Source organism: Enterobacter sp. K16B (genome assembly GCF_020216105.1).
GTDB lineage: Bacteria > Pseudomonadota > Gammaproteobacteria > Enterobacterales > Enterobacteriaceae > Enterobacter > Enterobacter sichuanensis.
On the sequence record NZ_JAIWJZ010000053.1, the window covers coordinates 1 to 7,623 of the forward strand.

6 protein-coding genes are annotated in these 7,623 nt (G+C 53.4%); all 6 read right to left on the reverse strand.

Going from position 1 to position 7,623, the window contains the following annotated elements; all coding sequences use genetic code 11:
- Positions 1-138: 138 nt before the first annotated feature.
- Positions 139-1,830: a kdo(2)-lipid A phosphoethanolamine 7''-transferase gene (gene eptB, locus LDK53_RS11985; protein WP_225287287.1), complete on the reverse strand. Its 1,692-nt coding sequence runs from the start codon at positions 1,828-1,830 to the stop codon at positions 139-141.
- A 259-nt stretch (positions 1,831-2,089) separates the two neighbouring features.
- Positions 2,090-3,292: an MFS transporter gene (locus LDK53_RS11990; RefSeq protein WP_008502767.1), complete on the reverse strand. Its 1,203-nt coding sequence runs from the start codon at positions 3,290-3,292 to the stop codon at positions 2,090-2,092.
- A gap of 238 nt (positions 3,293-3,530) precedes the next feature.
- Positions 3,531-4,229 carry an autotransporter domain-containing protein gene (locus LDK53_RS11995; protein ID WP_225287288.1) on the reverse strand — a complete coding sequence of 233 codons (699 nt, stop codon included), beginning with the start codon at positions 4,227-4,229 and terminating at the stop codon, positions 3,531-3,533.
- Between the two features lie 151 nt (positions 4,230-4,380).
- Positions 4,381-4,890, reverse strand: coding sequence for a long polar fimbrial protein LpfE (gene lpfE / locus LDK53_RS12000; protein ID WP_263643474.1), 510 nt, complete (start codon positions 4,888-4,890; stop codon positions 4,381-4,383).
- A 23-nt stretch (positions 4,891-4,913) separates the two neighbouring features.
- Positions 4,914-5,981, reverse strand: a complete 1,068-nt coding sequence (gene lpfD / locus LDK53_RS12005) for a long polar fimbrial protein LpfD (protein WP_225287290.1) — start codon at positions 5,979-5,981, stop codon at positions 4,914-4,916.
- Between the two features lie 17 nt (positions 5,982-5,998).
- Positions 5,999-7,623 (reverse strand): fimbria/pilus outer membrane usher protein (locus tag LDK53_RS12010; protein ID WP_225287291.1); only part of this gene is annotated, 1,625 nt, incomplete at its 5' end.

Sequence of the window (7,623 nt, forward strand, 5' to 3'; positions counted from 1 at the left end):
CCCACTGGTCCCAAACCAGTTGCGCTACCAAGCTGCGCTACTCGCCGAATGCGGAGCGCATCTTACTGCTGAGGTGCGCCCCCGTCAATCCCTTAATTTAAAAAAGCCCTTCAACTGGCGATATTCTCGCCAGGCGAGCTACTGTGCGGCTTTAGCGGTGCTGGCAGGGAGTTTGCACCAGTTGTTATTTTCGTTCAGACCGCCGTCCGGAGAGGTATAACCCAGGCAGCCTAAAATAGTGTCGTACAGCTCAACGTGACGACGTGGCACCTTCATGTCCGCCTCTTTTTTCAGGTGAGCAAACATCTTCGCTTTCTCCGGATCCTCCAGATACTTGTCAGACATCCACACCATCATCGGTACACGGAACTGCTCCGGCGGCGCCATCTTACGTGGCGTACCGTGCAAATGCTCGAATTCATTGATGGATTCACCATGGTCCGCCGCATAGAACACTATCGCTTTCTTATCACGCACCTGGTCAATGACCGAATCAATAAAATGATCCACATACATCACGGAGTTGTCATAAGAGTTAATCAGCTGCTCTTTGGTGCAGTCTTTATCCACCCCGACACATTCCGGCGTCCATTTCGCAAAGCTACGCGGGTAGCGTTGCGTGTAGTTAAAGTGCGACCCTTTGGTATGCAGGATAATCATGTGCTTACCGTTCGGGTTGCCGTTGAGAGACAACTTCATCTCATCAATCAGCAGCATGTCATCAACAGGCTTACCGCGGTTACGCGCCTCCGCGCCAATCTGCTCGCGGTAGGAAATGTTCTGCGCCATGGTGTTGCTGTAGAACCACATCTCGCTCTGCATCGCATACAGGTCAGACGTAAACCCAAGCTGATGCAGCACCGAGAAGACGTTTTGCTCTTTCAGCGTCCGCTGTGGGTTATCGCTCGCCCCCCCTTCGCGTACGAACATGCAGCGCAAGGAGAGCTTGGTGGCGGTATCACAGGAGTAGCCGCGATAGGCAATCAGGTTTTTCTCCTGCGCCAGTTTTGGCGTTGTATCGCGGTCATAGCCAAGAATACCCATATGATCCCAGCGCGTGGTTTCCCCAATAATAAAGACGACGTAGGTATCGTCGATATCTTTTGGCGCGACATAGGTAAACTTCTTCGCCGGGTTCATCAGCGATTTATTATCAGAAGACTCATCCACCTGTGCCCACGCATACAGCCCCAGCGCAGAGATCCAGTTAGACGGTAAATACGAGTTGGCAACCACACCGCCGTAGCTTGGTAGATCCACGCCGGAGGTACGTTCGTCATACTTCTGCTTCACCTCCAGCAGACGAATTGGCCCCCAGACCATCAGCCCGGCCAGCAGAACAATCGCAACGCTTCTGAAGCGTTTACCCGGCGTGCGGATCTGGTGAACCAGCGTGTACCGGCAGCGGTTACTCCAGATGAGCAGCAACGGCAAAGCACTGACCGCCACTACCCAGAGAATAAAGTGCAACCCCACGACCTCTTTAGAGAGATCGATATCCGTGGTCATCACCGAGGCAATAATGCCGTAGCCAATGACCACATTCATAAAGGTCATGTAATAGCTGGCCCCCGCCGAGCACAGCACGATAAATGTTGCTAGCACTCGCCACACGCGACGGCCAAACAGGGTCAGAATACGGAATAAAAAGAAGGTGACCAGTACCGCGGCGACCAATTCGACAACCGCTGCAATTCCTTTCCAGGCGGTAAAATCTTGCGCATAACCGTCAAACCGACGGAAAAAAACCGCGCCATTCATAAACAGGCCGATGTACAACGCCAGCAAAAAGCAGAGCTTTTGTTGCGCCATCGATTTAATGTATTTCATGCAAGCTACCCGGAAATAAGGGACAGTACCGCCGCCTGCCTCGGTTAAAAAGCAGACAGATTAAACATACGCTCAAGGGATCGTTCAATGAAACGTCTGGAGGCGTGGTAAGTAGACCACAGGGAAGCAGAAAAGTGGCAGAAGAGAGTGTGATCGGTACAGTTATTTACAAAAAAGCAAATCCCGAGACAGACAAAAACGCTTTATTTCCCGTTTTCAGAAAATACAAAGGCCGGATAACCGGCCTTTCGTGTCGTCATTACGCATGAACTTCTTTGAAAACTTCACGCTGCGGTTGGCGAATCGTGGTAGAGAGCGCCAGGGAGATAATCAGCAGAGCGAAAATCACGCAGAAGGTCACATAGAACCCACCGAACAGGGAAGCAATCAGCGAGCCACAGATACTGCCAATCCCAAAGCCCAGATAGATAACGCCGTAGTTTTTCGCCAGATTATTCAGACCAAAGAACTCGCTCACCAGTGACGGGAAGACCGTAATGGTGCCACCGAAGTTAAAGGCCACACAGGCAATCGCCGCAAAGAAGGTTGCTTCGTTCAGCGGGGCAAACAGGAGAGCCGCCATACCGACCAGCGAAACCACCTGTCCAATCGTAATCACGCGGATGCGGGCGATTTTGTCAGACAGAATACCGAGCACCAGACGACCGGAGAGGTTGGCAATGGAGATCACGGTCACCGCATTGGCCGCCGTGGCCGCATCCAGTTTTACCATCCCCTGCGCGATGTCTTTTGCGACACCGATAACATACAGACCGCTCATGCAGGCCGTCAGGAACATCACCGCCAGCATCCAGTACTGGGGTTTACGCATGGACTGCGCGAGTGTGAAGTCGTTCTCCACTACGCCGTTCACGGATTTAACTTCCTGCTGTGGCGCATCTTTCATCAGGGTCGCGCCGAACAGAATCATCACCAGAACAATCGCGCCCCAGATCATGAAGGTTTTTTCGAGGCCAACGGATGCCAGCAGGTGGGCGTCGATAAATTTAAAACCGAGACTGCCCAGACCATAAGATCCGATGGCAAACGCAGAGATCAGGCCTTTACGTTCCGGGAACCACTTCACGCAGTTCGACAGGGTCAGCAGATAACCTGCGCCATCCGCCAGCCCCACCAGCACCCCGGCGCTCAGCCACAGCATCATCAGGTTGCTGGAATGCGCCGTCAGGAAAAAACCCAGGCCGAGCAGGATCCCGGACGCCATGGTCACACGCTTCACGCCAAAACGCTCCTGCAGCTTGCCCGCCACGGAAGACGAAATCGCCAGCCCCAGGCTCAAGAGACCAAAGGAGAACGCGACCTGGCTAACCGGTGCGCCGAGTTTATCGGAAAGGGCACTGTTAAACAGGCTCCAGGTATAGACCGAGCCCAGCGCAAACTGGGTGACGATGGTGCCAAAGAGCGTGAGCCAGCGCGTGCGGTTATAAGTTGATGTGTTCATGGCAGTTGTCCTGCAAGAGAAATTAAGGGAATTCGCTGAGGACAACGATAAACAAAACCTTAATATGCATGGGGTAAAACGGCATGAAGTGCAGGCGAAACGGAATGAAATGCCTGGAATCGGGAATGAATGGCCTGGCCTGGGAATAAAGCGATAGAGTGTTAGTACCTGCTATCGCTGTAACCCCTGCGATTATTGTGTTCAGGATGTTATCGTAACGTTTAAAAAAGTAACAACGCTAGAAATTTGCATTAACACCCAGAGTATACAAAAACTCCTCTCCGCTGGTGGTATGTTCCCCCTGTGCAAGCGACGCATAGGCCGCAACGTGGGTGTTAAACGGCATATCCGTTCCCACGGTCACATCCATCCAGTTGCCGTTTTGTGCCGGAGAGGGTGTCTGCGGCATGCCAAACTGCGATTTCCACTGATTCTCACCAAACTGCTGGTTATAGCTAATCTGCGCCCAGGGACGGAGATCGCCGTAGCGGGTATTCACACGCCACCCCAGCGTGCTGACGCTGGCATGCCAGAGCGGGTCGCTGGACGTTTGCATCGTCGCACTATCACCAAACTCGTTAATCATCATGGGAGCCGTGCCGTCATAACGCCACGCCACCACCGGGCCGGTGTTGATGCCCGCTGAAACCGGAAAATTCCAGCCCACGCTCATCGCTCCGTCCAGGGTGCTGCCAGACGGTACATTCAGGGCCAGACCAGGCGCATCCTGTGACGACTGAATACGCTCAGCAAGAATATCCTCATAACGCGGAGGGCGATCCGCGTCCCAGGTATAGCGTTCCGCCGTATTATTTTGGGCGTCTGAAACGATATATTCCTGTTGCCAGGCAGACGCTGTATTACAAAAAAACAGACAGGCTGAAATCCCCACCAGGCCAGAAGCGGCATGGCGACCACTGATTTTTTTTATCATCATCAATGCGACCCCAGAGAGAGCCGAATTCGGCGATTATTATCATTTTCAGGACGAGATTTTAGAGCCTATGGCTCTGTATTAACTATTGTCTTTTTCACCAGCACGTCAAGCCAGCCAGGTTGAATTATTTAACGTTCTGTCAGCCACTCCTCTATTCATAAACAACGCTGAAGTTCAGCATGGCATTAGCCGCCCCCGATTTTGCATCAGGACTGACCGCGACATAGCTGGCGATATACCTCAGCGCGTTATTTCCATCAGTGGGGATGGTATGTGCCAAAGGCGTGGGATCGGTGCTCAGCGGAAACTGCTGAACACCCTCGTCGGTTTTAATTTTCAGGGCAATCCCCGTCGCGCCGCCGCTGTCCAGCGCAAAAAGATGGGGGTCCGTGCTGTCCGCCAGGCCATCCATCGTGACGTAAGTCCGGGCGACGTTAGCACAGTTTTTTAGCGCAATGGTAAACGCCTTTTGATTAAGTTCACGCCCAGCCTGTACCGGGCGCGGCAGCATTACCGACCCCATGTCCACCTCAATGTTGTCCTGCTCCAGTTCGCAGGTTCCCTGACGAATGCTGATGGTAAAGTGTACATCTCCGGCAGACCCTATATTGACGGGAGCCGCCCAGGCACCGCAGGAGATCAGCAGGCCGCCATAGATCATCGCGTTTATCCTTTTCACGGGCGTTACTCCACATCAATTCGCAGGGTGGCGATGCCTTCAAAATCGCCGGTTTCCGGCAGCTTACCGGTTGTGCTTACAGGCGAGAATGAAAGCGTGGTGGAGGCAGTACGGTGGATGTTATCCGTCAGCGGCGCGGCCGTCAGCGCCTGCGCATCCGTACTATTCGGTTTTAGCACCACGCCGCTGGCATTTTTGATCACTGCGCCAATATCCGGGTTGCCGAGATCGATGGCTGAACTGTCATTCGGATTCGGCGTTCCCTCAATGCGCAGGAGAATTTTCACGCCGTCAGAGATATTAGTGCAGTTAAACTGCAGTTCTTTCGTCACCGGCGAGGCACCGGCCGGAAGTTGTCCTTTACGATCCTTAAAGTCATGGGCCTGGAATTCACCGAAGGGGATCTCCAGCGTGCTACCGCTGGCCAGTTCACAGCCCTGAGGCACGGTGACAGAACCACTGAGATAGACCGAAGACATAGGTGTTGCACTGTATACGCCGGGCTTATAAGTACCGTACAGCTCCATAATATTGGTAGAGGGTATATCCAGTTGCCCGACAAAGGGGTGGTGAATATAAAGCGACAAGCTTCCTTTAGCGCCTGTACTAAATCTATCGGCATTATTAGGATTAACATCACATGCCGAGCGGCCTTTATAAAGATTTGTCTCATCTGGAAAAGGCGCATCAACATACTCTTGCTTTAGCCCTTCGATCCAAATTTTGGTCGCGATCTGAATATTGTTATTTACAATGAAATACTTTTTTGAACCATCATTGTGCCCAAAAGGGAGTGATGTTTTTGCAGCAAAATGCAAGATATTAAACTCGTTATTATCAGGGCACTCACATTTCACCTGATACGTTTCCCCCAGATCCCAGGCATAAAAATCTGGAAACACGGTACCTGAACTGTTCTCTGAGGTATCGGTCACCGTTTTAATCATCAGGGCATTAAACTGACGCGTCCCGCCAATAGGCGTGCAGGGACCCCAGTCGTCTGCCGCCAGCGCCTGGTGGGAAAACAGCGCCGCACACACCAGCCCGGTTAGCGCAAAAATACGTTGATACATCGTCTTTTCCTTCCCTGTTATCGACAGACCGCGTGGGTCATCACCACGTCGCTGCTGTTTTGCTGCTCTGGCAGCGTAAAGTTGACGCGACACTGCTGATCGGCATCGTTACCCCAGCGCAGCTGTAGCATCCCGCTCTCCGGCATTCCGCTGATATAAAGCTGCCCCTCTTCACCCACAATGCTGCTGTTCTCTTTCTTATCATCCACCAGCGTGGCCGTAGCGCCAAAAGGCACGACCCGGCCATCATCCTGAGTGACGTTCATCAGCACCCGGTAGCCCACGCGGGTATCGAAGCGAGCCCGTACGATGGCACCCCGCGTGGGCACCACGTTCACCGAGGCACTGTCCAGATCCACCTGGCTGTTCAGGCTGTCGCTTCTCAGCGCGACCTCTGTTTCACGGTACGGACTGAGGTAGGGCACCACCGCATTCCCCATCCAGTCCACCGTCACTCCACCGTTATTGACCACTCTCGCGCCCCGCGCGCCCGGCGCCGAAATCAGCGCCATCGACTCACCCAACGGCTGTGACAGCGTAATCCCTTCGCTGTGGGCAATAATCCCGCCGCGCAAACCATAGTTAACCTGCTGACTGTCGCGGTTGTAGTTATAACCCACGCTGGCATTGCCAAATCCCCCCTGGTAATCCAGACTGGCGTTGCCGCTGTTGCCAACACCATTGCTGCCATACCCTTCCTGGACGCTGTAGTTGAGGTTATGGTCTTCCAGCGCAGAGCCGCTTAACCCCGCCTGTTGCAGGGTACGTCCATGCTGGTCGGTGGTAAGATGATAGTTGCTCCATACCCGCCCGAGCGGCACCGACAGGCTAAACGACCACAGGCGGTCACTCTCACGACCATCGTGGCTTTTGGTCCAGGAGTAGGCCACGCTGTAATTCACCCGGCCAATACGTCCGTTATAGCCAGCGTTAATGGAGCGCTGCTTACCTTCATCATTCCAGTAATCCTGCTGTGTAGCGTTAACATAAACCGAACCGTAGCTGCCCATCTGCTGGCTGACGTTAGCCTGGATCTGGCTGCGCTTGTGGTAGTTGGCAGAATCGCTGCCTGCGTCGTTGCGCACATCTGTTGCTTCCTGGAAGGTATAAAAACCGCTGGTCGAATACTTGTAGCCCATCAGGCGAAAATCCGTCCCGCCGTTAAAGCTTTTGGAATAGAGGAAGCGATAAGACTGGCCTTCTTCGGAGCGACCATCCCCCAGCGTGCTTTTAGCCTGGGTGACATCAATGGAGATCGCGCCAATGTAGCCGAAGTTTTTCCCCAGCCCCGTCGCCAGTGCGTTGTAATCCTCAGACAGGATGGCGCCGCCATAGGCGGTAAAACCCAGCGGCAGCCCGTACATGGCATCAAACTGTCCAAATTTTGGCTCATCGCTGCGGTAATTCCCGGCGCGATATTCCCCACCGGAAAGCGTGTATTTGAGATGCCCCTCGCGCTGAAAAATCGCGACCGACGAGAAAGGCTGAATAAAGGTCTGCTCGCTGCCATCGGCCTCTTTCACCTTCACCGTCAGGTCGCCGCTGTTCGAGGTGGGATAAAGATCGTTAATCTCAAATGCGCCAGGCTGTACATACGCACGGTAAATGACGTAACCATTCTGTTCGATGGTCACCTCGGCGT